The sequence below is a fragment of the Pseudomonas brassicacearum subsp. neoaurantiaca genome, from assembly GCF_013608025.1.
Taxonomy (GTDB): Bacteria; Pseudomonadota; Gammaproteobacteria; order Pseudomonadales; family Pseudomonadaceae; genus Aquipseudomonas.
In genome coordinates this window covers 91,999-114,300 of the sequence record NZ_VDLV01000036.1, presented here as the reverse complement: position 1 = coordinate 114,300, position 22,302 = coordinate 91,999, and the positions used below count along the sequence as shown (strand labels likewise).

The window sequence follows — 22,302 nt, the reverse complement described above, 5'->3', positions numbered from 1 at the left end:
TTCGCAAGGCCATTCAGAGGACTTCCCACATGTTATGGAAAAAAGGTCGCCGCAGTGACAACGTGGTGGACGCCCGTGATGACGGTGGGGGCGGCGGTGGAATGCGTTTCGGCGGTGGCAAGGGGTTGAGCCTGACGGCGATCATCCTGATCGTCGGCATCGGCTGGATCACCGGCCAGGACCCCATGCAAATCCTCGGACAATTGGCCGGGCAAATGGACCAGGGCTCCGCGCCGACCTCTTCGCAGACTCGCCAGGCGCCGCCGGCCAACGACGAACAGGCCGAATTCGTGCGCGCCATCCTGGGCGATACCGAAGACACCTGGGGCCAGGTCTTCCAGCAGGCCGGACGCCAATACCAGCAACCGAAGCTGGTGCTGTTCAGCGGTCGGGTCAACTCGGCCTGCGGCCTGGCCTCCTCGGCGACCGGCCCGTTCTATTGCCCGGCGGACCGGCAGGTCTACCTCGACATGAGCTTCTTCCAGGAAATGTCCCAGCGCTTTTCGGCCGCCGGGGATTTCGCCCAGGCCTACGTCATCGCCCACGAAATCGGCCATCACGTGCAAACGCTGCTTGGCGTCTCGGCGAAAGTCCAGGAGGCGCGCCAGCAAGGCCGGCAAATGGAGGGCGACGGCGGTTTACTGGTGCGCCAGGAATTGCAAGCCGATTGCCTCGCCGGTGTCTGGGCCAACCACGCGCAAAAACGCCTGAACTGGCTTGAGCCGGGGGACATCGAAGAAGCCTTGAACGCCGCCAATGCCATTGGTGACGATCGCCTGCAGCAACAAGGCCAGGGCCGCGTGGTGCCCGACTCGTTTACCCATGGTACCTCGGCGCAGCGGGTGCGCTGGTTCAAGACCGGTTTCGCCCAGGGCCAGGTCAGCCAGTGCGACACCTTCGCGGCGAAGAATCTGTAATGAAGTGGGGGGCATTGCTCGGGTTGATGCTGTGCTGCGCCGTTGCCCAGGCGGAGGAACACGGGGTGAATGCCATTGCCCAGGGACGATTGCAACTCAAGGGCGGTGCCATGGTCGTCGCCGTGAGCCCGCCACCGGCTTCGATCCAGCGGGTGCTGATCATCGTCCACGGTCGACTGCGCAATGCCGACACTTATCTTCGCAGTGGCGAAAAGGTCGCCGCGCAGGCCGGTCAAACCGCGACGACATTGATCATCGCCCCGCAATTTCTCAACGAACAGGACGCGGCCCGCCATCAACTGCCCGCCGACCTGCTGCGCTGGCAAGGCAACGACTGGATGGCGGGAGGCCTGTCCATCGGGCCCAACCCGGTCAGTTCATTCCAAGTGTTGGACGACATCGTGGCGCGGGTCAGCGACCGACAACAGTTTCCCGAAGTGAAGGAGATCGTCATCGCCGGTCATTCCGGCGGCGCCCAGGTTGTGCAGCGCTATGCCCTGCTCGCCCACGGCACCTACCGCATCGCGCCACGGTTCGTCGTGGCCAACCCATCGTCCTATGCCTACCTGGACGCGCAACGGCCCATGGCATTCGCCCCCGCCAGTTGCCCGGCTTTCAATCGCTGGAAATACGGCCTGGAGCACCTGCCCGCCTATGCTGCCGGGCAAACAGCAGCGCAACTCGAAGATAACTACATCAAGCGCGACATCACTTATCTGCTGGGACAACAGGACATTGATCCGGAGCATCCCGCGCTAGACAAAGGCTGCGAAGCGCAGACCCAAGGCGCGTATCGACTGCTGCGCGGGCATTTCTTTTTCGACTACCTGACGCGACGCCATCCGCAGGGACTCAATCAACGACTGATCGAGGTGCCTGGGGTTGGGCATGATGGGGATGGGATGTTCAATTCGCCGGAGGGGTTGAGGGTGTTGTTTGGGCAGTGAGCTTTGTAGCGAATGTTAGGGCCCTATCGCGAGCAAGCTCGCTCCCACAGTGGAGGTGTGGTGAACAAAGATTTTGTGATCGACAAAGAATCCTTGTGGGAGCGAGCTTGCTCGCGAAAGCAATCGAGCAGTCAACCGACCTCTCAAGCCAAAAGCATCCGCCGCAATTCCCCACAATCCCGCGCATGCCAATCCGCCAGCTCCGGCCACGGATTATCCGGCAGATTCACCAGCACCGTCCGCACCCCCGCCGCGCGACCGCAGTCCAGGTCGAAACGGTAGTCGCCCACCATCACCATAGAGCCAGGCGCCACGTCCCAGGCCTCAGCCAGTTTCAACAGGCCGCCGGGGTGCGGCTTGGGCGGCGCCTCGTCACGGCCCAGTACATCTTCCACCGCGAAACAATCCGCCAGGCCAATGGCTTCCAGAGTGATGTGGGCCAACTCGCGGGCGTTACGGGTCAGGATGCCCAGGCGATAGCCGCGTCCGGCCAGCTCACGCACCAGTTCGACCGCCCCGGGCGCGGGCTTGGAGCCCAGCGCCAGGTCCCGCTCGTGTTCCAGCAGCCAGGCGTGTTTGGCGGCGGCTTCTGCAGCGGGCAGGGCCGCCAGGTGGGTGAGGATGTCGTCTTCGGCCGGAATCGCCAGGGCCACGCGGATCGCGGCGAAGTCATGCACGGCGATGGTCAGCGTGCCGTCCATATCGAACACCCAATGCCGCACATCGGCCAGGCTCATGCCCAGTCCTTGCGATGGCGGATCAAGCCTTCCTGGGTCACCGATGCCACCAGTTGCCCGGCGCGGTTGAACACGCTGCCCCGGGAAAAACCACGGGAATTACCGGCCCACGGGCTGTCCATGGCGTAGAGCAACCAGTCATCGGCGCGCAGGTCGGCGTGGAACCACAAGGCGTGGTCAAGGCTCGCGACCTGCATATCCTTGTGCCATACCGATTTGCCGTGGGGCAGCAGCGAGGTGGTCAGCAAGCCAAAATCCGACGCGTAGGCCAACAGGTATTTGTGCAGGGCCGGAATGTCCGCCAAGGCGCCATCGGCACGGAACCACACGTACTTGACCGGATCGGCCGGTTGCGGATTGTAAGGATCTTTTTCGGTGACCGGGCGCACCTCGATCGGCTTGGGGCACAGCAGCTTTTCGCGCATGTGCTCCGGCAGCAGATGGGCGCGCTGCTGGGTCAGCTCCAGTTCGGAAGGCAGGTTTTCCGGCCCGACGACTTGCGGCATGGTGCTCTGGTGCTCGAAGCCCTGCTCGTCATACTGGAACGAGGCGCTGCAGGTGAAGATCGGGTTGCCCTTCTGGATCGCCGTGACCCGACGGGTGCTGAAGCTGCCGCCATCGCGGACGCGATCGACCTGGTAGACCACCGGCAACGCCGCATCGCCCGGACGCAGGAAGTAACCGTGCATCGAATGCACATGGCGCGCCTCTTCCACGGTCTGGCTGGCCGCCGACAGCGACTGGCCCAACACTTGGCCGCCGAACAACTGGCGGAACCCGAGGTCCTGGCTACGACCGCGAAACAGGTTCTCTTCGATCGGTTCCAGGGTCAGCAGGTCGACCAGATCTTCCAACACGTGGCTCATTCAGACTTTCCTCACACAGCGCAAAAACCGCGCAGTCTGTGCTGCGGCGGATCGATAATTGGCCCGGGCCATTTTGGCGGGCATTGTAACGTCCGTGTCGGCTAACCGTGCAGGGTCTGCAACCACTGCTCCCGGTCAATGCGATAGAGCACATGGTGACGCAACGGATGACCGACCGCGAGCTTTGGATGCTCGAAATCATCGGCCGGATCATGCTGCATGCCGATGGCCTGCATGACCTTCTGCGATGGCAGGTTATCGATCGCGGTAAACGCCACCACTTCGTCCAGCCCCAGCCGGTCGAAGGCACAGCGCAACGCCGTCCACGCGGCTTCGCTGGCATAACCCAGGCCCCAATGCTCGCGGGCCAGGCGCCAACCGATTTCCACCGCTGGGGTGAAATGCGCGTCGAACCCGACCACGCCCAGCCCGGTAAAGCCAATGAAAGCGCCGGTGTCCTTGCGCTCCAGTGCCCACAAACCAAAACCATGCTCGGCAAAATGCCCGCGCACGCGGCCGATCAGCGCAGCGCTTTCCAGGCGACTCAAGGGTGCCGGAAAATAACGCATCACTTGCGGATCGGCGGACATGGCCGCAAACGCCGGCAAATCATCGTCGCGCCACTGCCGCAATATCAGCCGTGCGCTTTCCAGTTCCAGTATCGGCTCCATCTTCACTCCCTTTCCATGCCCCAGAGTCTACATCGCTGGTAGGATCCGTCACCTGATCACCACTGAAAACACCATGCCACTACCGTTGATCTACCACGAAGACTACAGTCCCGAGTTCCCAGCGGAACACCGTTTCCCCATGGACAAGTTCCGCCTGCTGCGCGATCACCTGGTGGAGAGCGGCCTGGCCCGGGATGCCGACCTGCTGCGTCCCGCCCTGTGTCCGTCAGACATTCTCGCCCTGGCCCATGACCGCGCTTATATCGAACGCTACATGGGCGGCGAGTTGTCCCGCGAAGACCAACGGCGACTGGGCCTGCCTTGGAGCGAAGCCTTGGCCCGGCGAACGGTTCGCGCGGTGGGCGGCTCGCTCCTGGCTGCCGAAAAGGCCCTTGAACACGGACTGGCCTGCCACTTGGCCGGCGGCACCCATCATGCCCACTACGACCACCCGGCCGGGTTCTGCATTTTTAATGACCTGGCGGTGATCAGCCGCTACTTCCTGGCCAGCGGGCGCGTCTCGCGGGTGTTGATTTTCGACTGCGACGTGCACCAGGGTGACGGTACGGCTCGAATACTCCATGACACCCCGGACGCCGTGACAGTTTCCCTGCACTGCGAAAAGAATTTTCCGACACGCAAGGCGCAAAGCGATTGGGACATCCCGCTGCCGATGGGCATGGACGATGCCGCCTACCTTAACGTCGTGGACGATGCGCTCAATTACCTGCTGCCGCTCTACCAGCCGGACCTGGTGCTGTATGACGCCGGCGTCGATGTGCACAAGGACGACGCCCTCGGCTACCTCAAACTGACCGACGAAGGCCTTGCCGCCCGGGATGAAAGCGTCATGCGCCATTGCCTGGGACGGGACATCCCCGTCGTCGGCGTGATCGGTGGCGGCTACAGCAAGGACCGCAGGGCCCTGGCCCGGCGCCATGGGATCCTGCACCACAGCGCACAAAAGGTCTGGACGTCATCAGGCTGTCATTGAAGTCTGGGCTTTACCCACAATGCCTGTGGAGCGGCCTGTGGATAACCTGAGCGAAACGGCTCGCAGCCTGTGTTGCCTATGGCTCGCAGGGGCTTGGTTGTTTTTTGATCACCTTATCGGAACACACCACATATCCATGTGGGAGCGAGCTTGCTCGCGATGGCGGAGGGTCAGCTAAACCTTTACCACTGACATACCGCAATCGCGAGCAAGCTCGCTCCCACAGGGATATCAGTGATTTGTGCTGATAGAATGCCCCGCCTATTCCAGCCCCCGCAGTCCAAATCATGACCTCGACCACCCAACCTCCCATCCCAAACATCACCATCATCGGCGGCGGCCCCGCCGGCCTGATGGCGGCCGAGGTGTTGAGCCAGGCCGGTGTCCGGGTCGACCTGTACGACGGCATGCCTTCGGTGGGCAGGAAGTTTCTCCTGGCGGGTGTCGGCGGCATGAACATCACTCACTCCGAAGCCTTTCCGGCGTTCCTGTCCCGCTACGGCGAACGCGCGCCGAATATCGCCCCGCTGCTGCGGGCATTCGGCGCGGATGAGTTATGCCAATGGATTCACGGCTTGGGCATCGATACCTTCGTCGGCAGCTCGGGACGGGTGTTTCCAACCGACATGAAAGCCGCCCCGCTGCTGCGCGCCTGGCTCAAGCGCCTGCGTGAGGCCGGCGTGGTGATCCACACCCGCCACCGCTGGCTCGGCTGGAACCCCGACGGCAGCCTGCGCATCGCCAGCCCGGAGGGCGAAAAAAGTCTTACCCCTGACGCAACGTTACTGGCGTTGGGCGGCGGCAGTTGGTCGCGCCTGGGCTCCGATGGCGCCTGGATGCTGCCACTGGAACAGCGCGGCGTGGCCCTTGCGCCGTTGCAGCCGAGCAATTGTGGATTCGACGTGACGGCCTGGAGCGACCTGATGATCAGCAAATTCGCCGGCGCCCCGCTGAAGAACATCGCCATCGGTCTCAACGACGATGTACCTCGCCTGGGCGAATGCGTCATCACCGCCACCGGCATCGAAGGCAGCTTGATCTATGCCCTGTCTGCAGCGATTCGCGAAGCCATCAACCAGCACGGCCGCGCGACCATTCATCTGGACCTGCTGCCGGGCCGGCCTGTGGATAAAATCCTCCAGGCCCTGAACAAGCCACGCGGGTCACGCTCGATGTCCAAGCATCTGCATAGTCAGTTGGGGATCGATGGGGTCAAGGCCGCGTTGCTGCGCGAGCTGACTTCCGCCGATTGCTTCGCCGACATGGCGCGGCTGGCGGAAGCGATCAAGGCCCTGCCGGTCACGCTGGTGAAAACCCGTCCGCTGGACGAAGCCATCAGCAGCGCTGGCGGCGTGGCCTTCGAAGCGTTGGATGAACGACTGATGCTGAAGCAGTTACCCGGGGTTTTCTGCGCTGGGGAAATGCTCGACTGGGAAGCACCCACTGGCGGCTATCTGCTCACAGCGTGCTTTGCCAGTGGCCGGGCGGCGGGGTTGGGGATGTTGGAATGGTTGCAAGGCAAGGGCTGAAAGCCTGGCTGCCGCCTTCGCGAGCAGGCTCGCTCCCACATTGACGGCCTACACCTATCGACTGTGGGAGCGAGCCTGCTCGCGAAAGCGGTCTATCAGCCGCAGCACATCATCAAGGCTTACGCTTACGCGGCCCAGTGTTGAACACCGGTACTTTCCGCACAGGCTTGACCGACGGTTCCACCGGCCCCGAATCGCCGCTGTCCACCCACTTGCCCAGGTTGCGCTTGCCACCGGTGCCTTGGGTTTTCGGTTTTTTCGGCTTCTTCGGTTTCTTGATCACTTGGCCGCTGGCGTCGGTCTCCGGCACACGATGCTCAGGCTCGAAGTCCTGCTCCATCTGCCGAGGCAATGTCTGACGGGTCAGGGTTTCGATGGCTGACAGCAGATTCACTTCATCGGCGCAGACCAGGGAAATGGCCTGCCCGGTGGCGCCCGCCCGACCGGTGCGGCCGATGCGGTGGATGTAGTCCTCGGCGACGATCGGCAGGTCGAAGTTCACCACCAATGGCAAATCCTCGATATCCAAGCCACGGGCGGCGACATCGGTGGCCACCAGGATCTGCACTTCGCTGGCCTTGAAGCGGTCCAGCGCACGTTGGCGGGTCGCCTGGGGTTTGTCACCGTGGATGCCATCGGCATTGACACCGAGGCCCTGGAGTTTTTCCACCAGCGCATCGACGCCGTTGCGGGTCTTGGCGAACACCAGCACCTGTTTCCATTTGTGCTTGCGCATCAGGTGGATGAACAGCTCCGGCTTACGCTTCTTGTCCACCGTCACCACCCATTGCTTGACGGTGTTGGCAGCCACGTTGCGCGGGCTCACTTCGATGCTCAGCGGGTCGTTGAGCATCTGCCCGGCCAGCAGGCGGATCGCATCGGAAAAAGTCGCCGAGAACAGCAGTGTCTGGCGCTTCTTTGGCAGAGCCTTGTAGATGTTCGCCAGTTCCTCGGAGAAGCCCAGGTCGAGCATGCGGTCGGCTTCGTCCAGCACCAGGGTCTGTAGCTGGTTGAACTTCAGCGCGTTCTGGCGGAACAGGTCGAGCAAACGGCCTGGCGTGGCGACCAGCAGGTCGACGCCTTTGCGCAACTTCATCATCTGCGGGTTGATGCTGACGCCGCCGTACACGGCGTAGGTGCTCAGCGGCAGGTTCTGCGCGTATTGGCGCACGCTTTCGTGGACCTGCTCGGCCAGTTCGCGGGTCGGCACCAGGACCAGCGCACGCACCGAGTTGGCGGCGACTTTCGGCCCTTCGGTGGTCAGCAACTGCAACAGCGGCACGGCGAAACCGGCAGTCTTGCCAGTGCCGGTCTGGGCCGCAGCCATCAGGTCGCGCCCGGCGAGCACGGCCGGCATGGCTTGGGCCTGGACCGGGGTCGGAGTCTGGTAGCCGAGCGTCTCGAGGGCGCGCAGCAGGGGTTCGATCAGGCCAAGGGTGGCGAAAGTCATGGAGATACCGTAGGAAAAATCAGCGCAGGGTGTGCAATGCGCGGCAGTTTACCCTAAATCAGGATTCGGCCGGTGCAGGCTTGGGCTTGCGCCACTGCGGCAACCCGATCAATACCACGGCACTGATGATCACCAGCATCGCCAGGGCTTCTTCGGTGCCAATGGTTTCTCCTGCGAAGACGATCCCCAGCAACACCGCCACCGCCGGGTTGACGTAGGCATAGCTGGTGGCCGCTGCCGGGCGCACATGCTTGAGCAGGTACATGTAGGCGTTGAAGGCGATGATCGATCCGAACCCGATCAGATAGACCAACGCGAACCAGCCTTCCAGCGGCGGCACGTGGTCCAGGCGTTCACCGCTGGCGAAGCTGCCGATCAACAGCACCACGCCGGCCACCAGCATCTCCACGGCGCTGGCCATCGCCCCCGCCGGCAAGGGCAGGTGTTTGCTCAACACCGAACCGAAGGCCCACGAGGCGGCGGCGAACACCAGCAAAGCCGCTCCCAACGGGCTCGATTGCAAATTGGAGCCCAAGTTGAGCATGGCAATGCCGATCAATCCCAGCACAATTCCCGCCCACTCGAGACGGGTATTGCGTGCGCCCCAGAAATAACCGCAGAGCAAGGTAAACAACGGCACCGTCGCCACGGCCAGCGCCGCCACGCCCGAAGCCACGCCCGTATGCTCGGCGATACTCACCGCACCATTGCCAAAGGTCAGCAGCAACACGCCAATGAGCGCCCCGGCCTTCCATTGCGCCCAGGTCGGCGCCGGCGCGCCCTTCCACCGCAAGAAGCCGTACATCAACGACCCGGCGATCACGAAACGAATCCCCGCCAGCAGCAAGGGCGGCCAATGCTCGACGCCTATGCGAATCACCAGGTAGGTCGAACCCCAGATGACGTACAAGGCGAAAAAGGCAGCGATCAACGGCAACGGAAAACGGCGTGGGCCAGGCATGTTCAACTCGAAGTCAGGACGATGAAACCCGCCATTCTAAAAAGGTGATCGACAGAAATTAAGTTACAAAATCTGTTTATCCGAGCCATACACTTTTCAAGGCATCGCAGATTTCTGATCAACACAACTCCACCCTGTGGGAGCGAGCTTGCTCGCGATAGCGGTGTGTCAGTCAACATAAAGGCTGCCTGATCCGACGCTATCGCGAGCAAGCTCGCTCCCACAGTTTCTATCTTGGGGTGTTTTCAGAACCCGCGATGGCGCTTGAGGTGTTCGTTGATCTTCGCCGCTGGCACTTTCTGCAAACTGCACAGCAGGTCGTGGGACAACTCCCGCAGCCCATGCTTGTGCCGCAATTGCGCAGCAAGGTGCGCGGTAAGGTTGGCGGCCATTTCGGCGTCGGCCATGGCCCGGTGAGCCTGGCCAGTGTGGGGCAGGCCGGCGAATGCGTTGAGCGTGCCGAGCTTGTGGTTCGGCGCCGATGGCATCAAGCGCCGGGCCAGCAACAACGAACAGGCAAAGTTCTGCAGGCGGGTGCGCTTGATGCGCCCCAGTTCGAAGTCCCAGAACTTCTGGTCGAACGCGGCGTTATGCGCCAGCAGCGGCGTGATACCGACAAATTCGTTGACCTCGTTCATCACTTTTTCCGCCGGGGGTGCGCTGCGCAGCATGGCGTTGCTGATGCCGGTGAGCTGTTCGATAAAGGCCGGCACGCGAACGCCGGCGTTCATCAGGCTCTGGTAACGGTCGACGATCCGGCCCTGTTCAAGGATCACCACGGCGATTTCCGTGGCGCGGCAACTGCTACTCGGGGTGATGCCGGTGGTTTCAAAGTCGATGACTGCGATGCGTTCCAAACCCGTGGGGCTCCTTGAAGATCAGTTCTTGAGCAGCAACGCGCCTTCGATGGGCACGTAGCGGCTGGCGGCGCGGATCAGCGAGTTGGCGGTCAACCCTGGCACGCCGTAGGCCACCGCCTGCACACCGTGCTTGCTGATGATGCGTTCAAGCAGCATGTCGAAATCGCCATCGCCGGAGGCCAGCACCACTTCATCGACATGGTCGGCGGCGTCCATGATGTCGAGCGTGATGCCCACATCCCAGTCGCCCTTGGCCGAGCCGTCGCTGCGTTGGATGTAGGGCTTGAGCTTTACGGTGAAGCCGAGGTTGCGCAGGATCTGCTGGAACTGCTGTTGCTTGCTGTCGCCGCGATCGATCGCGTAGGCATAGGCCTCGACGATCTGGCCCTGTTTGCTGACATCAGCCCACAGCGCCGCGTAGTTGAAATGGCAGCCATAGGCTTGGCGCACGGTGTAGTAGAGGTTCTGGACATCGGCGAACACTGCGATTTTTTTCACCGCGTTTCCTCATGAATGCACACGCGTGCAGGCCACCCGGCCCGAAAAGTCGCCCAGTATGCCAGCCTCAAGGAATGTTCCGCGAATAATCGGCCCGAGGCGCCCGTGCGCCTCGGACGAATGGCAGGTCAGACGAAGGAATCGTCGTCGCCAAAGAAGGACGAATCGTCGCCGTAGTCCGCGTCGCTGAAACCGCCCGGGTCGTTGTCGTAGGTACCGTTGTCGGCCACCCGCTGGTCATCGCCCCAGCCGTTGTCGCTGCTGTTGGCCGTATCGTTCACGGGCTGGGCCGGTTCCTCCTTGAGGATCTCAACGATTTCCTGAGGCTGATTGCTGTGGAACAGACTGCTGATGCCCTGGGCCAGCATCACGCCACCGGCCACGCCTGCCGCGGTTTTCAGGGCGCCACCGAGGAAGCTGCTGGCCGCCGGGGCCTGCTGTTGCGGCGCGCCATAGTTGCCGGGCGCGGCAGCGAAACCTTGCTGGGCCGGCGCATTGGACGATGGCCGTCCCGGTTCACGCCAGCCGCCACCGCTGGGTGCCGGTGTGCCCGCAGGACGGGAATCGCGGCTGCTGCCACCAAAAATGCTCGAGAGAAAACCACCGCCGCCGCTGGGCGCCGAAACCGGGTTGCGGGCCTGCTGCAACTCGGCTTGCAATTGCTCGACCTGCTGGGCGAGTTGCTTGTTCTGCTCGTCCAGGCGCTTGATCGCGGCCTCTTGCACCAGGATCGCCTGGGCCATGAAATAGCCCGCCGCAGGCTGGTTGGCCAAATGCTCCTTGATCCGCGCCTCAGCCTGGGCGTCGCGCGGGGCTGAATCCTTTTCGGCCTGTTGCAGCCGTGAAAACAGTCCATCGATCAGGGTTTGTTCTTCGCTGTTCATGGCGACCTCATCAGATTGCCGGATAAAAAACCAAGCCGGTCCGCAAAAGACCGGTGCCCGTCAGTAATGGGGGCCTCCGGGAACCTTTCAATGGTCTTTACCTGATGTTTACGTTTGTTTCTGCGGTCACCTGATGGGTAAAGTGTCGGACCGCTTTTTTGAACTGCGATACCGACCCATGAATCCGTTAGAAGTACTGCGTGACTCCTTGTATTTTTTCAAGCGCCATCTGGGCCGCATCGCCCAGTTGTGCCTGCCGCTGGTGATCATTGAAGCGGTGCTGCAACAAGGGGTGGACAACGCCTTCGGGGCCGAAGGTTTTTCCGGCTACAGCGTGATCGTCGGTCTGTTGGTGTACCCGTTGTATACCGCCGCGTTGATTCTGTTTCTCGACGCCCGCAGTCGCGGCGAAGCCCCACGCGCCCGCGACCTGCTCGCGGCCGCCCTGCTCCAGTGGCCACGCTTTGCCTTGCTGACCGCCCTCAATACGCTGCTGATCCTGATTGGCATCTCGTTGTATTTCCTGCCGGGGCTGTGGCTGATGGTGGTCCTGGCCTTTGGTGAATACCTGTTGGTGTTGAGGGGCATGTCGCCACTGGCCGCCATGAAGGAAAGCGCGCGCCTGAGTCGAGGTCATTTCTGGCGAATCCTGCTGTGCATCCTGGCCGTGATGGTCCCGCTGTGGCTGCTCAAGGGCGCCAGCGTCTCGGTGTACCCTGCGCCCCAGAACCCGTTGATCAGCTTGCTGATCGACAGCGTCCACAGCTTCCTGCAATTGTTCACGACGGTGGTGCTGTTCCGAATGTTCATGCTGATTGCAGAAAAATCCGAGCCATGAGCCGTGTGCTGCGATACACCGTGCTGGGCATGTTGTTGATCGTCGGTATCGGCGTCTTTTCGATCTATGGGCTGACCTGGCGGCCCCAGGCCCGGGAAGCGCTGCCGGTCAGTTGCGCCGCGAACGCCGCGACGCTGATGCCCGGCCAGGCGTTGAAGGTGATGACCTGGAACGTGCAGTTCCTGGCCGGCAAGCGCTACGTGTTCTGGCACGACCTGGCCCAGGGCGACGATGAAAGCCCGACCCTGGAAGACATGGCCTTCAGCCTCGACGAAGTGGCACGGGTCATCCGCGACGAGCAACCGGACGTGGTGTTGCTCCAGGAACTGGATAACGGCGCCAAGGCCAGCCATTACCAGGAACAACTCAAGCTGTTGCAGGAGCGCCTGGCCGACCTCTACCCATGCGGCACCAGCGCCTTCGACTGGAAAGCCGACTTCATCCCCAGCCCGCGAATCTTCGGCAGCGTCGGCCGGCAATTGGCGACACTGAGTCGCTACCGCATCGACCATGCCGAGCGGGTGCAATTGCCGGTGGCGGATGGGAATTTCATCAGCCGTCAGTTCCAGCCGAAAAACGCCTTGCTGGTGAGTTACCTGGCCCTGAACGGCGGCGGCCAAGTGGCGGTGCTCAACACGCACCTGGAGCGAGCGACACAGCCGGACGACACCACGCAGAAACAGGTCAATGCCGTGTCCAAGGCTTTGGACAAGCTTGAATCCGCCGGCACGTCCTGGTTGATCGGTGGCGATTTCAACTTGTTGCCCCTGGGTCAATACCGACGCCTACCGGCCGAACAGCGCTCGCCCTACTCCGCCGACAGCGAGCTGCACGTCCTATGGGACAAATACCCGATGATCCCGACCAACAATGAGGCCAGCGGCATCGACCGCGAGCACTGGCTGACCCACTACCCGAACGACCCCGGCCTCAACGGCCCCGACCGCACCGTCGACTACCTGTTCTACAGCCCGCGCCTCAAGCGAGTCGAAGCCCAGGTCCGGCAGGACGACACGTTACGCATCTCGGATCATTTGCCGGTGATTGCGCGGTTCTTGTTGCCGGCGATGCCGTGACAGAATCCGGAGACTGTGGGAGCGAGCTTGCTCGCGATGGCGGCGTGTCAGTCGACAAAAAATTTGCCTGATCGGCCGCTATCGCGAGCAAGCTCGCTCCCACAGGGGCTTTGTGTCGGTTCTGTTCACTTACGCGGCTTGGCCCGCGCCGTCGCCTCGGCCACCAGCGGATCATCCGGCCAGTAATGCTTGGGATATCGCCCCTTGAGGTCTTTCTTCACCTCGGCGTAGGTGCTGCGCCAGAAGTTCGCCAAATCCTGGGTTACTTGCACTGGCCGACGTGCCGGCGATAGCAGATGCAGCTTGACCACCTGGCGGCCACCGGCGATTCGCGGGGTGTCGGCCAGGCCGAAAAGCTCCTGCAAGCGCACTGCCAGGATCGGCGGATGCTCGCTGTAATCCAGGCGGATCGACGACCCCGAAGGCACGCTCAGGTGATGGGGCGCCTGTTCGTCCAAGCGTTGCGGCAACGGCCAGGGCAACAGGTTATGGACGATATTCGACAGATCCAGGTTGGCGAAATGACTGAGTCGCGACACCCGCCCCAGATACGGCATCAACCAATCTTCGAGACTGCCCAGCAACGCTATGTCGCTGACATCCGGCCATTCACTTTCACCCTTGGCCTCCAGGTCGAGCCGGCGCAACAGCGCCACGCGCGCTTGCCATTGCCGCAACTCCGGCGTCCACGGCAGCAGCTCCAGGCCCTTGCGCCGCACCAGGTTGACCAACGCCTGGCTGCGGGCCGCTTCATCCAGCCCGATCAACGGCTCGCGGCTGAGCACCAGTTCGCCGACCTTGCGCTGGCGCTCGGCCCGCAGCACGCCTTCGCGCTCGTCCCAATCCAGTTGATCCACCGTGCGCACTTGCTCGGCCAATACCGAATCGAACAGCGTCGGGTCGAAATCCGTCGCCAGGTAAATCCGCTCTTCCCGCTGGCCCTGGCGGCTGCCCAGGTCGGCGATCACCAGCCACGCTTGTTTCATAAGGCTGTCCGCCTCGGCGAACAGCGCCGCACGACCATTGGCCAGGCGATACTCCGCACCGCCGGGGCGCCGTTGCTGCGCGACACGATCCGGATAGGCCAACGCCAACAATGCACCAAGCCAGCGCGGATGGTCGGGATCGGCGACGGCTTCCTCGGCCTTGCCCCGTAGATAGCCGCGATATTGCTTGGCCAACTGCCGGGCCCGCTGCACGCCACCCTGGGCGCCGCGCGCCGCTCGCTCCTCGCCGGACAACAAGACCAGTCGGCTGTGCAGGTCCGCGCCAGCACCCCGGAGAATGTCACGCTCGCCCAACAGTGCGGCGACGTTGCAGGCCATGTCCGCCAACCCCAGCGCCTGTCCGCGCAACAGCAAGTGCGCGATCCGCGGATGGGCCGGCAGCTCGGCCATGGCCTGACCGTGTCGGGTCAGTTGGCCGCCATCGAGTGCGCCGAGACGTTGCAGCAGGTCCTGGGCCTGGGCATACGCGGCGGTCGGCGGAACGTCGAGCCAGACCAACTGCTGCGGCGTCACGCCCCAGCGTCCCAGTTGCAGGGCCAACCCTGCCAAGTCCGCTGAAAGAATCTCCGCACTGCCGTAGGCGGCCAATTGTTCGTGCTGGTCTTCGGACCACAACCGGTAGCAAACCCCGGGTTCCAATCGCCCGGCACGTCCGGCACGCTGGGTGGCGCTGGCCCGGGAGATGCGCTGGGTGTCGAGACGGGTCATGCCACTGCCCGGATCGAATCGCGGCACGCGGGCGAGTCCGGCGTCCACCACCACCCGCACACCATTGATGGTCAGGCTCGTCTCGGCGATGTTGGTGGCCAGCACGACTTTGCGTTGGCCGGGCGGCGCCGGATCGATGGCGGCGCGCTGGGCAGCGAGGTCCAGTTCGCCATGCAACGGGCAGAGCAACACGTTGCCGCCGTCGCCGAGGGCATCGGCCAATTGTTGATGAACGCGACGGATTTCCGCTTGCCCAGGCAGGAACACCAGCACGCTGCCGGTTTCATCGTGCAGCGCCTCGAGCACGGTCTGCACCAGTCGCGGCTCGATGAATTCTCCAGACTGGAAGGGGCGGCCCCAGCGCACCGTCACCGGGAACATGCGTCCTTCGCTGCGCAGGATCGGCGCGTCGTCGAGCAGTCCTGCCAGGCGCTCGCCTTCCAATGTCGCGGACATCAACAGGATTTTCAGCGGCTGCTCTTCGCGAAACAGCTCCCGACCGTTGAGGCTCAAAGCCAGGGCCAGGTCGGCGTCGAGGCTGCGCTCGTGGAATTCATCGAAAATCAGCAGCCCCACGCCTTCCAGGGCCGGATCATCCTGCAAGCGGCGGGTGAGGATGCCTTCGGTGACCACTTCAATGCGGGTATTGGGGCCGACCTTGCTGTCGAGGCGAATCCGGTAGCCCACGGTTTCACCGACCTTTTCCCCCAGCTCGCTGGCCAGCCGCTCGGCCGCCGCCCGTGCCGCCAGGCGGCGGGGTTCGAGCATGAGAATGGTTTGCCCGGCCAGCCAGGGCTCGTTCAACAAGGCCAGGGGAACACGGGTGGTTTTACCGGCGCCAGGCGGCGCTTCGAGCACCGCTTCGTGGCGCAATGCCAGGGCTTGGCGCAGCGCGGGTAAAACTTCATCAATCGGCAAAGAAATCATGCTGGCTCCAAAACAGAGGGCCGAGTATAACGGCGAACTGTTTAGCGTGGTCTGGACTCCAACCAGCAACGCCCATACCTGCTCAGGAGATTGCTATGCGTATTCCCTTTCGCGTGATCGGCGGCGTCCTGGTCGCCACCCTGCTGACCCAGATCAGCGCCTGTGGCTCGATCTTCTACCCGGACCGTCGCGGCCAGATCGAAGGCAAGATCGACCCGGCCATCGCCGCGCTCGATGCCGTCGGCCTGTTGTTCTACATCATCCCCGGCCTGATCGCCTTTGCCGTGGACTTCGCCACCGGCGCGATTTATTTCGAGCCGGGCAAGAGCGTCCAGATCGATCCGGAGAAACTCAAGCCGGCCATCAACCCCGACGGCACGGTCAACAATCACAAGCTGCAAGCCATCCTTGAAAGCGAACTGGGCCGCAGCTTCCCGCTGGACGATCCACGCCTGATCCAGCACAAGGGCAACGCTCAACAACTGGCCACCCTCGGTCTGAAACCCGCTGCTTGAAGCAACCCAAGGATGATCGCGTCATGACCACTGGTGCCGAACACGCTCGCCTGCTACGCCTGGCCACCCGGGCGTCGGTGGCCGTGGCGCTTATCCTGGTCGCCGCCAAGGCGCTGGCCTGGTGGTTGAGTGGTTCGGTGAGCATGCTCGCCGGCCTGACCGACTCGGCGCTGGACGGCGTCACCTCGTTGCTCAATCTGCTGGCGGTGCATTACTCGCTGCGCCCTGCCGACGACGATCACCGCTATGGCCATGGCAAGGCTGAATCCTTGGCGGGCATGGCCCAGGCGCTGTTTATCGGCGGCAGTGCGGTGCTGATCGCCTTGCAGGCCTTCGAGCGGCTGAAAAACCCGCTGCCCGTGGACGCGCCTTGGCTCAGCGTCGGCGTGATCGTGTTTTCCCTGGTGCTGACCTTGGCGCTGCTAGCGTTGCAGCATCGGGTCGTGCGCGCCACCGGCTCCAATGCGGTGCGCGCCGACTCGCTGCATTACCGCTCGGACTTGTTGCTCAACGGCAGCATCCTGGTCGCGCTGGTCCTGGCCGGGTTCGGTTGGTATCAACTCGACGCCTGGTTCGGCCTCGGTATCGCCCTCTACATTCTGTGGAGCGCGGTGCAGATCGCCCGGGAAAGCTTCGCGGTGCTGATGGATGAAGAGCTGCCGCCGGACGTCAGCCAGCACATGCTGGAACTGGCCTGCGCCGTGCCCGGCGTGGTCGGTGCCCATGACCTGCGCACGCGGATCTCCGGCAACCATTGGTTCGTGCAGTTGCACCTGGAGTTGCCGGGTGAATTGACCTTGTCAGTCGCCCACGGCATCAGCGACCAGGCCGCCGATGCGATTCACCGCGCGTATCCGAAGGCCGAAGTGCTGGTGCATGCCGATCCGCTGGAAGTGGTGAAGCACACCAGCGCTTGATACCCAGGATTCGAACACAAAACCCGTGGCGAGGGAGCTTGCTCCCGCTCGGTTGCGCAGCGACCGTCAAATCCAGGGCCTGCTGCGCAGGCCAGCGGGAGCAAGCTCCCTCGCCACAGGGGACTGTTTCTATTTCGAGTGATCAGTACGTCACTTGATACCCACGGCTACTCAAGCAACTCCCCTGGGCCTGGCGATAGGTCTGCACCACTTCCGGCGCCGGTGGGTAGGTGTAGTTGCGCGGATCGAAACCACTCTGTTGCACCGCCCAGCGGTAGCAGTCGTAGCCGTCCTGGTTGACCTGCTCGGGCGACTGGCCGTTGGCCGGGTAAGCCACCACGTCAAAACTGTTGCCCTGGGGCTGTGGCTGCGGGTTGGCGGCTGGTGCGTCGACCACGACGTAATCCTGGGTATTGGCTTCGTAGATGTAATACGCGCCGGCGGCGAGGAAGAACAGCGAACTGCCGATCCAGACCTCACGGGCGTAGTCCGGCAGATAGCGGGTGCGAATTCCCCGTGGCGGCTGGACCACGACATAACGCGGGCCCTGCGGGCGATACCAGTAGCCACCGGAGTAGAAATAATCCTGGCCGCGATAGGGCACTCGGTAGTTGCGATCGGGGAAACGATCGATCACATACCCCGGACGATATTGCGGCCCTGGGCCCCAGCCATTGCCATGACCATCCGGGCGACCGGACCAATGCTGATCGGGACGGCCATCATGACCGGGACGAGGCCCGCCGTTCGGATAGCCGTCGTTGCGGCGCGGAATATCGCGGTAGTACCCCGGTTGCGGCTCGCGGGTCTGGGTCACGCTGCCCGGCCGGCCCTGTATCGGCAGATTATTGCCCGGTTGTGGCTGCGGCGGGCGACCTTGAACGTTGGGGTCTTGCGGCGGACGTTCGTAGTGTTGTCCGCCCTGGTACTGCGGCTTGACCTCGAACTGTCGGCTGTTATCGCCGCGGATGATCTCGTTGCTTTGCTGCCTGGGCTGGCCTGAATAACCCTGGCCGTTGCCGCCTCGCCCGTCCTGGCCGTGACCACCGTCGGGGCCGCCACGGTTTTGCTGATCGTCGGCCACTCCCTGCGCACTGACACTTGCCCACAACAGACCAACACCTGCCAAACGCCAGATGCGCGACTTCATGAAATTCCTCACAACGGTTCGGGGCCTGAAGGTAAGACTGGAAAAGCCAAGGCCGGTTCTGCGACAGGTTATCAGGCGCGGGGTTTATTTCGCAGGCATAAAAAAGGGAGGCCCGTCGGCCTCCCCTTGAGAACTTCGTCCGTGCGCGACGCTTGTGGCATCGGCTCACCTCACGCCGTCTTCTGGACAGTGTGCAGCTCGGGGGTCTGCCAGTACCGGTGGGTACTGCGACCGCAGCCGGCCGGATTGGGCGGGCTGCACTGGACTGTTTGTCCGAGCAGTGATCTTGGTGGTAAGCATAGGCCTGGGGCGCCGGCAGCCGATTGCGAAGATTGCTTGAATAAACACTACTTGCGCAATTTTTACCCTTGGATGGATAATCTTCCGCAATTAACCGGATAAAGGCCCGCTCGATGAGCAAACTCGACCGTTACGACCTGAGCATTCTGGCGGAATTGCAGCGCGACGCGCGTATCTCCAACCAGGAATTGGCCGAGCGCATCGGCTTGTCGCCCTCCCCGTGTTCGCGGCGAGTCAAGCAATTGGAGGACGATGGCTACATCACCCGCCAGGTCGCCCTGCTCGACCGCAAGATGCTGGGCCTGAGCCTGACGGCCTATGTGCTGATCGGCATGGACCGTCATACCCCCGATCGCTTCGAGACTTTCGAAGCCGCGATCCGGAGCCTGCCGCAAGTGCTGGAGTGCAGCCTGGTGACGGGCATCGACGCGGATTACCAGCTCAAGGTGGTGGTGCCGGACATGGACCATTACCAGAAACTGCTGTTGGGGCATCTGACCCGGATCGAGGGGGTTACCAGTGTTCGGTCGAGTTTCGTACTGAACCAAGTGCTAAACAGCACTGAGTTGCCGTTGACGCATCTGCGCAGCTGAAGCCGCCATCGCGAGCAAGCTCGCTCCCACATGGGACCCAGGCGAACGCAACATCTGCGAGCGCCCCGGGTCCCTGTGGGAGCGAGCTTGCTCGCGATGGCGTCAGCTCAGGCGATGAACAGCTGCGACACACCGCCGCAGCCCAATCCTGCGCCCTGCCCCCATGCCTTATACTCGCCGCGCCTTTTCAATCCCGCCCACGCTGGAGTGTCCCGATGGATCCTGCTGTTTTCGAAGAGTGGATGATGACCGGCCTGGTCAGCATCCTGATCATTTTCATGGGTTTCATTGTCTGGGACCTGGCGAAGAAGTCCAAGGCCGGGCGTTTTGGCTCGTTCATCCTGTTTTTCGTGCTGGGTCTGGGCGTCGCGGCATTCGTCATCAAGAGCGTGGTGATCGGCCTGATCGAGTCCGGCGCGTTATAAGCGCGCCGGCACTTCCTTCCACTGGCCCTGGTCGAGCCCTTCCAGCGTCCAGTCGCCAATCCTGACCCGCACCAGGCGCAAGGTCGGCAAGCCTACCGCGGCGGTCATGCGCCGTACCTGACGGTTGCGTCCTTCGCGTATGACCAGCTCCAGCCAGCTCGTCGGCACGCTTTTGCGAAAGCGCACCGGCGGGTTGCGCGGCCACAACTGCGGCTCCTCCAGTTGGCGGGCCTCGGCCGGCAGCGTCATGCCATCGTTCAACTCCACGCCATCACGCAGGCGCTGTAGCTGTTCGTCGCTCGGCTCCCCCTCGACTTGCACCCAGTACGTCTTGGCCAGCTTGTGTTTGGGATCGGCGATACGCGCCTGCAACTGCCCATCGTTGGTGAGCAACAGCAGCCCTTCGCTGTCGCGGTCCAGTCGACCGGCCGGGTAGATGCCAGGCACGTCGATGAAATCCTTGAGCGTCGCCCGCCCTTCGCCATCGCTGAATTGCGTCAATACATCAAAGGGTTTGTTGAACAGGATCAGCTTCGGCTCGGCCGGAGGTGCCTTGGCCACACGGCGCGGGGCGGACGCGGAAGGTTTCGCGCCGGGGCGGCGGGAAACGGGACGTGGAGGACGGGGCATGGCAGCGACAACATCTAACGGTCAGGGCCGACCATGCTAGTGGCCCGACCGTTAAATGACCACCATCCGATCAGCGGAACGGCGGCTCGTCGAAGCTGCGCAGCTTGCGCGAGTGCAACGAATTGAGCTCGGTGCGCAGCAGATCCACCGCCGCGATCCCGATCTTCAGGTGCTGGTTGACCGCCCGCTCATAGAAGGCGTTGGCCGAGCCCGGCAGCTTGATCTCGCTGTGCAGCGGCTTGTCCGAAACGCACAGCAACGTGCCATAAGGCACCCGCAAACGATAACCCTGGGCGGCAATGGTGCCGCTTTCCATGTCCACCGCCACAGCGCGGGAGAGGTTGATCAACGGGCGCTCCTGAGCCCAGCGCAGCTCCCAGTTGCGGTCGTCGTAGGTCAGCACGGTGCCGGTGCGCAGGCGCTTTTTCAGCTCGTCGCCTTTCTCGCCAGTCACGTTCGCTGCGGCCTGTTGAAGCGCCAGTTGCACTTCGGCCAGGGCCGGGATCGGGATGTTCGGCGGCACCACCCGGTCGAGAATCCCATCACGGCGCATGTAGGCGTGGGCCAGCACGTAGTCGCCGATGGTCTGGGACTGCCGCAAGCCGCCGCAGTGTCCGATCATCAGCCAGCAATGCGGGCGCAGCACGGCCAGGTGGTCGGTGATGTTCTTGGCGTTGGACGGGCCGACGCCTATGTTCACCAGGGTTACGCCGTGACCGTCGCTGGCCTGCAAGTGATAGGCCGGCATCTGGTAGCGGTGCCAGACCACGCCAGCGGCGATGGCCGAGGCTTCGCCGTGGTCCATGTTCTTGTCGATGATCACGTTGCCCGGCAAAACCATGCGTACGAAACGCGGGTCGCTGCGCAACTGCTCAAGGCCGTGGACGATGAATTGGTCGACATAGCGGTGATAGTTGGTCAACAGGATCCACGGCTGCACGTGGCGCCAGTCGCTGCCGGTGTAGTGCACCAGCCGGCGCAGGGAGAAATCCACTCGCGCGGCGTCGAACAGCGCCAGGGGTAGCGGATCGGTGTTTTCCCAATCGTAGAGGCCATCGGCGATGCCATCGGTGGCGGCCGACAAGTCGGTGCTCGGGAACACCCGCGCCAGCACGGCGGCGGTCACACCGGAGCCGGCCAGTTCATCGCCCTGCTCAACCACGTACGGGTAAGGAATGTTCTGCTCGCTGACGCCCACCTCGACGGTGACGGTGAAGTCGTGCATCAGCGGCACGAGCTGTTCCAGCAGGTATTTGCGGAACGCGGCTGGGTGAGTGACGGTGACGCTGTAAGTGCCGGGCAACTGGACCTTGGCGTAGGCGCGGGTAGTTTGCGGGACTTCGCCGTGGCAATGGTAGGTCAGGCGCAGGGCGGGATAGCGAAACAAGGCCCGCTGCTCGGCATCCGGCTCGATGCGGTCCTTGAGATAACGCTTGAGCGCCTGGTTCAGCGCGGTGGTTGCACGCTCATGCAGGGCCGCGAGACGATCCACGGCTTGTTCGGCGGTTTGAACGACAATAAACGCTTCGGTCACGATCAGCTTCCTGTGTTCTGACTTGCAGGTCTTCATCTTGCCTGCATCGTGGTCCGACGGGAACAGTGGCGTATTGGTTGATCTTTCGCGGAGCTTGTTGTGGGAGCGAGCCTGCTGGCGAAAGCGGTGTGTCAGACAACACACAGGTTGAATGTACCGACGCCTTCGCGAGCAGGCTCGCTCCCACAGGGATTGGTGGGGTTCTTAGATGTTGGGTCATGCCCAAGTTCGTTGTGGGAGCGAGCTTGCTCGCGATAGCGGTGTGTCAGGCAACAAAGATATTGGATGTGCCGACGCTTTCGCGAGCAAGCTCGCTCCCACAGGGTTTGGTGGGGTTCTTGGATGTTGGGTCATGCCCAAGTCCGTTG

22 protein-coding genes are annotated in these 22,302 nt (G+C 62.9%); 10 read left to right on the top strand and 12 right to left on the bottom strand.

From position 1 onward, the window contains the following. The first annotated feature begins 29 nt into the window (after positions 1-29). Positions 30-917 (top strand): KPN_02809 family neutral zinc metallopeptidase, encoded by an 888-nt coding sequence (gene ypfJ, locus FHK92_RS19345; protein ID WP_181289452.1) that lies wholly within the window; start codon positions 30-32, stop codon positions 915-917. After that, the gene (locus tag FHK92_RS19340) at positions 917-1,864 is read left to right on the top strand and encodes an alpha/beta hydrolase (RefSeq protein WP_181289451.1); all 948 of its coding nucleotides are present in this window, start codon (positions 917-919) and stop codon (positions 1,862-1,864) included. The genes ypfJ and FHK92_RS19340 overlap by 1 nt, the downstream gene beginning before the upstream one ends. A gap of 143 nt (positions 1,865-2,007) precedes the next feature. On the opposite strand, the gene FHK92_RS19335 is transcribed toward FHK92_RS19340, so the two are convergent. The 3 genes from FHK92_RS19335 to FHK92_RS19325 form a co-directional block, all read right to left on the bottom strand. Beyond that, positions 2,008-2,601 carry an HAD family hydrolase gene (locus FHK92_RS19335; protein ID WP_181289450.1) on the bottom strand — a complete coding sequence of 198 codons (594 nt, stop codon included), beginning with the start codon at positions 2,599-2,601 and terminating at the stop codon, positions 2,008-2,010. After that, positions 2,598-3,467 carry an acyl-CoA thioesterase II gene (tesB, locus tag FHK92_RS19330; RefSeq protein ID WP_181289449.1) on the bottom strand — a complete coding sequence of 290 codons (870 nt, stop codon included), beginning with the start codon at positions 3,465-3,467 and terminating at the stop codon, positions 2,598-2,600. The genes FHK92_RS19335 and tesB overlap by 4 nt, the downstream gene beginning before the upstream one ends. 101 nt (positions 3,468-3,568) lie before the next feature. Continuing rightward, a complete protein-coding gene (locus FHK92_RS19325) occupies positions 3,569-4,138 on the bottom strand; it encodes a GNAT family N-acetyltransferase (protein ID WP_181289448.1) in 570 nt (189 codons plus the stop codon). Positions 4,139-4,211: 73 nt separating this feature from the next. Between FHK92_RS19325 and FHK92_RS19320 the strand changes: the two genes are divergently transcribed. Together FHK92_RS19320 and FHK92_RS19315 are read left to right on the top strand one after the other, a co-directional pair. Beyond that, positions 4,212-5,132, top strand: a complete 921-nt coding sequence (locus FHK92_RS19320; protein ID WP_181289447.1) for a histone deacetylase family protein — start codon at positions 4,212-4,214, stop codon at positions 5,130-5,132. 287 nt (positions 5,133-5,419) lie between these two features. Beyond that, positions 5,420-6,661 (top strand): TIGR03862 family flavoprotein, encoded by a 1,242-nt coding sequence (locus FHK92_RS19315; protein ID WP_181289446.1) that lies wholly within the window; start codon positions 5,420-5,422, stop codon positions 6,659-6,661. 112 nt (positions 6,662-6,773) lie between these two features. On the opposite strand, the gene FHK92_RS19310 is transcribed toward FHK92_RS19315, so the two are convergent. The 5 genes from FHK92_RS19310 to FHK92_RS19290 all read right to left on the bottom strand — a co-directional run bounded on the left by FHK92_RS19310 (position 6,774) and on the right by FHK92_RS19290 (position 11,314). After that, positions 6,774-8,111 (bottom strand): DEAD/DEAH box helicase, encoded by a 1,338-nt coding sequence (locus FHK92_RS19310; RefSeq protein ID WP_181289445.1) that lies wholly within the window; start codon positions 8,109-8,111, stop codon positions 6,774-6,776. A 58-nt stretch (positions 8,112-8,169) separates the two neighbouring features. Next, a complete protein-coding gene (yedA, locus tag FHK92_RS19305; protein WP_181289444.1) occupies positions 8,170-9,072 on the bottom strand; it encodes a drug/metabolite exporter YedA in 903 nt (300 codons plus the stop codon). Positions 9,073-9,317: 245 nt separating this feature from the next. Then, a complete protein-coding gene (locus FHK92_RS19300) occupies positions 9,318-9,929 on the bottom strand; it encodes a 3'-5' exonuclease (protein ID WP_181289443.1) in 612 nt (203 codons plus the stop codon). Between the two features lie 21 nt (positions 9,930-9,950). After that, positions 9,951-10,430, bottom strand: coding sequence for a LabA-like NYN domain-containing protein (locus FHK92_RS19295; protein WP_030140338.1), 480 nt, complete (start codon positions 10,428-10,430; stop codon positions 9,951-9,953). Between the two features lie 128 nt (positions 10,431-10,558). After that, complete coding sequence (locus FHK92_RS19290) at positions 10,559-11,314, bottom strand: DUF2076 domain-containing protein (protein WP_181289442.1); 756 nt, start codon at positions 11,312-11,314, stop codon at positions 10,559-10,561. A 178-nt stretch (positions 11,315-11,492) separates the two neighbouring features. On the opposite strand from FHK92_RS19290, the gene FHK92_RS19285 reads away from it, so the two are divergent. Both FHK92_RS19285 and FHK92_RS19280 read left to right on the top strand, forming a co-directional pair. After that, positions 11,493-12,152, top strand: coding sequence for a YciC family protein (locus tag FHK92_RS19285; protein ID WP_181289441.1), 660 nt, complete (start codon positions 11,493-11,495; stop codon positions 12,150-12,152). Beyond that, on the top strand, positions 12,149-13,228 hold the full coding sequence (locus tag FHK92_RS19280) for an endonuclease/exonuclease/phosphatase family protein (protein WP_181289440.1): 1,080 nt from the start codon (positions 12,149-12,151) through the stop codon (positions 13,226-13,228). The genes FHK92_RS19285 and FHK92_RS19280 overlap by 4 nt, the downstream gene beginning before the upstream one ends. A 125-nt stretch (positions 13,229-13,353) precedes the next feature. On the opposite strand, the gene hrpB is transcribed toward FHK92_RS19280, so the two are convergent. Next, positions 13,354-15,870, bottom strand: coding sequence for an ATP-dependent helicase HrpB (hrpB, locus tag FHK92_RS19275; protein ID WP_181289439.1), 2,517 nt, complete (start codon positions 15,868-15,870; stop codon positions 13,354-13,356). Between the two features lie 95 nt (positions 15,871-15,965). On the opposite strand from hrpB, the gene FHK92_RS19270 reads away from it, so the two are divergent. Together FHK92_RS19270 and FHK92_RS19265 are read left to right on the top strand one after the other, a co-directional pair. Beyond that, on the top strand, positions 15,966-16,385 hold the full coding sequence (locus FHK92_RS19270) for a polyribonucleotide nucleotidyltransferase (protein WP_181289438.1): 420 nt from the start codon (positions 15,966-15,968) through the stop codon (positions 16,383-16,385). A gap of 23 nt (positions 16,386-16,408) precedes the next feature. Further along, positions 16,409-17,302, top strand: coding sequence for a cation diffusion facilitator family transporter (locus FHK92_RS19265; protein WP_181289437.1), 894 nt, complete (start codon positions 16,409-16,411; stop codon positions 17,300-17,302). A 142-nt stretch (positions 17,303-17,444) separates the two neighbouring features. Here FHK92_RS19265 and FHK92_RS19260 read toward each other — a convergent pair whose 3' ends face one another. Then, positions 17,445-18,452: a DUF6515 family protein gene (locus tag FHK92_RS19260; RefSeq protein ID WP_181289436.1), complete on the bottom strand. Its 1,008-nt coding sequence runs from the start codon at positions 18,450-18,452 to the stop codon at positions 17,445-17,447. A gap of 413 nt (positions 18,453-18,865) precedes the next feature. Here FHK92_RS19260 and FHK92_RS19255 point away from each other — a divergent pair, with 413 nt between their 5' ends. Together FHK92_RS19255 and FHK92_RS19250 are read left to right on the top strand one after the other, a co-directional pair. Beyond that, positions 18,866-19,345, top strand: coding sequence for an Lrp/AsnC family transcriptional regulator (locus FHK92_RS19255; protein WP_030140349.1), 480 nt, complete (start codon positions 18,866-18,868; stop codon positions 19,343-19,345). Positions 19,346-19,560: 215 nt separating this feature from the next. Then, the gene (locus FHK92_RS19250; protein ID WP_003185724.1) at positions 19,561-19,770 is read left to right on the top strand and encodes a DUF2788 domain-containing protein; all 210 of its coding nucleotides are present in this window, start codon (positions 19,561-19,563) and stop codon (positions 19,768-19,770) included. Here the strand turns inward: FHK92_RS19250 and FHK92_RS19245 are convergent. Together FHK92_RS19245 and amn are read right to left on the bottom strand one after the other, a co-directional pair. Beyond that, complete coding sequence (locus tag FHK92_RS19245) at positions 19,765-20,331, bottom strand: pseudouridine synthase (RefSeq protein WP_181289481.1); 567 nt, start codon at positions 20,329-20,331, stop codon at positions 19,765-19,767. The two genes, FHK92_RS19250 and FHK92_RS19245, sit on opposite strands and share 6 nt — an antisense overlap. A gap of 139 nt (positions 20,332-20,470) precedes the next feature. Then, entirely contained in the window at positions 20,471-21,970 is a 1,500-nt protein-coding gene (gene amn, locus FHK92_RS19240; RefSeq protein ID WP_181289435.1) for an AMP nucleosidase, read from the bottom strand. Between the last annotated feature and the right edge of the window lie 332 nt (positions 21,971-22,302).

Excerpts from the sequence above, each read along its gene's own strand:
- FHK92_RS19335 (WP_181289450.1), bottom strand. The coding sequence starts at position 2,601 with ATGAGCCTGGCCGATGTGCGGCATTGGGTGTTCGATATGGACGGCACG.
- yedA (WP_181289444.1), bottom strand. The coding sequence starts at position 9,072 with ATGCCTGGCCCACGCCGTTTTCCGTTGCCGTTGATCGCTGCCTTTTTC.
- FHK92_RS19265 (WP_181289437.1), top strand. The coding sequence starts at position 16,409 with ATGACCACTGGTGCCGAACACGCTCGCCTGCTACGCCTGGCCACCCGG.
- FHK92_RS19285 (WP_181289441.1), top strand. The coding sequence starts at position 11,493 with ATGAATCCGTTAGAAGTACTGCGTGACTCCTTGTATTTTTTCAAGCGC.
- FHK92_RS19320 (WP_181289447.1), top strand. The coding sequence starts at position 4,212 with ATGCCACTACCGTTGATCTACCACGAAGACTACAGTCCCGAGTTCCCA.
- hrpB (WP_181289439.1), bottom strand. The coding sequence starts at position 15,870 with ATGATTTCTTTGCCGATTGATGAAGTTTTACCCGCGCTGCGCCAAGCC.
- FHK92_RS19340 (WP_181289451.1), top strand. The coding sequence starts at position 917 with ATGAAGTGGGGGGCATTGCTCGGGTTGATGCTGTGCTGCGCCGTTGCC.
- ypfJ (WP_181289452.1), top strand. The coding sequence starts at position 30 with ATGTTATGGAAAAAAGGTCGCCGCAGTGACAACGTGGTGGACGCCCGT.
- FHK92_RS19325 (WP_181289448.1), bottom strand. The coding sequence starts at position 4,138 with ATGGAGCCGATACTGGAACTGGAAAGCGCACGGCTGATATTGCGGCAG.
- FHK92_RS19315 (WP_181289446.1), top strand. The coding sequence starts at position 5,420 with ATGACCTCGACCACCCAACCTCCCATCCCAAACATCACCATCATCGGC.
- FHK92_RS19310 (WP_181289445.1), bottom strand. The coding sequence starts at position 8,111 with ATGACTTTCGCCACCCTTGGCCTGATCGAACCCCTGCTGCGCGCCCTC.
- FHK92_RS19280 (WP_181289440.1), top strand. The coding sequence starts at position 12,149 with ATGAGCCGTGTGCTGCGATACACCGTGCTGGGCATGTTGTTGATCGTC.
- FHK92_RS19270 (WP_181289438.1), top strand. The coding sequence starts at position 15,966 with ATGCGTATTCCCTTTCGCGTGATCGGCGGCGTCCTGGTCGCCACCCTG.
- amn (WP_181289435.1), bottom strand. The coding sequence starts at position 21,970 with ATGAAGACCTGCAAGTCAGAACACAGGAAGCTGATCGTGACCGAAGCG.
- FHK92_RS19290 (WP_181289442.1), bottom strand. The coding sequence starts at position 11,314 with ATGAACAGCGAAGAACAAACCCTGATCGATGGACTGTTTTCACGGCTG.
- FHK92_RS19250 (WP_003185724.1), top strand. The coding sequence starts at position 19,561 with ATGGATCCTGCTGTTTTCGAAGAGTGGATGATGACCGGCCTGGTCAGC.
- FHK92_RS19255 (WP_030140349.1), top strand. The coding sequence starts at position 18,866 with ATGAGCAAACTCGACCGTTACGACCTGAGCATTCTGGCGGAATTGCAG.
- FHK92_RS19260 (WP_181289436.1), bottom strand. The coding sequence starts at position 18,452 with ATGAAGTCGCGCATCTGGCGTTTGGCAGGTGTTGGTCTGTTGTGGGCA.
- tesB (WP_181289449.1), bottom strand. The coding sequence starts at position 3,467 with ATGAGCCACGTGTTGGAAGATCTGGTCGACCTGCTGACCCTGGAACCG.